Here is a 999-nt window from a genome sequence, read left to right as displayed (position 1 = left end):
AGAAATATAATCCATTCCTTCAACCCCATTCACCTGTTCCTCTATCGGGATAATTACAGACTCCATTACTGTCTTTGCATTCGCTCCGGGATATGAAGCAGAAATTTTTACAGTAGAGGGTGCAATATCTGGATATTGTGTTACCGGAAGCGATATAAGCCCCAGTATACCCAATATCAATATAAGGATAGAAATTACCGTAGATAATACGGGTCTTTCAATAAACTTTTTTAACATATCTATTTACAATTTAGAATACCGTTTTTGTAGATTCTACGATTTGATCAAAGTTTGCTGGAGTTGGTTTAACAGCTGTTTTATCACGTAGTTTTCCTACACCTTGTGCAACAACTTTATCACCTTTTTTCACTCCGTCTTTTACAACTGCCATATTATTCGCTCTTTCTACTACAGTAATTGGCGTTGCGTAAGCTGTATCTTTTGTTACTTTGTAAACATAAGTCATACCTTGTTGTTCAAACGTTGCAGCCTCTGGCACAACCAATACATCAACATAAGTTTTTGGAACACGAATACGCCCTGAGTTACCATTTGCCAAAAGCTTAGCCTCATTATTGAACGTAACACGGAAATCAATTGTCCCTGTTGTTGGATTAATTTGACCAGTTACAGTTTGTATTTTACCTTTCTCAGGATAAACATCTCCATTAGCTAATACTAATTCAACTGCTGGAATTTTGTTTAATTTATCTTTTAAAGTTGATCCTTCAGATTTAGAAATAAAGTTTAAATACTCTTTCTCATTCATAGAGAAATAAGCATATACTCTACTTGTATTTGAAACTGTAGTAATTGGAGTTTGATCTGTAGGACCAACTAATGTACCTTGACGAGAATTAATAGAACCAACCACTCCACTAATAGGTGCTCTAACAACAGAATAATCTACATTTGCTTGAGCTCCTTTGTAATTTGATTGAGCTTCAGTAACACCAGCCTGCGCTTGAGACTTAGCAGCTACAGCTTGATTATAACTCG

At 35.6% G+C, this 999-nt stretch carries 2 protein-coding genes; both read right to left on the bottom strand.

All coding sequences use genetic code 11. The features are described from left to right. On the bottom strand, positions 1-237 hold a 237-nt coding region (locus tag B4E95_RS03055; protein WP_291089846.1), incomplete at its 3' end, for an efflux RND transporter permease subunit. A 13-nt stretch (positions 238-250) separates the two neighbouring features. Further along, the coding region (locus tag B4E95_RS03050) for an efflux RND transporter periplasmic adaptor subunit (protein WP_291089843.1) at positions 251-999 on the bottom strand (749 nt) is incomplete at its 5' end.

This window comes from Empedobacter sp. UBA7494, from assembly GCF_002478465.1.
Classification (GTDB): Bacteria; Bacteroidota; Bacteroidia; order Flavobacteriales; family Weeksellaceae; genus Empedobacter; species Empedobacter falsenii_B.
The sequence above is the reverse complement of the archived record's forward strand: the minus strand, read 5'-3'. Positions and strand labels throughout refer to the sequence as shown.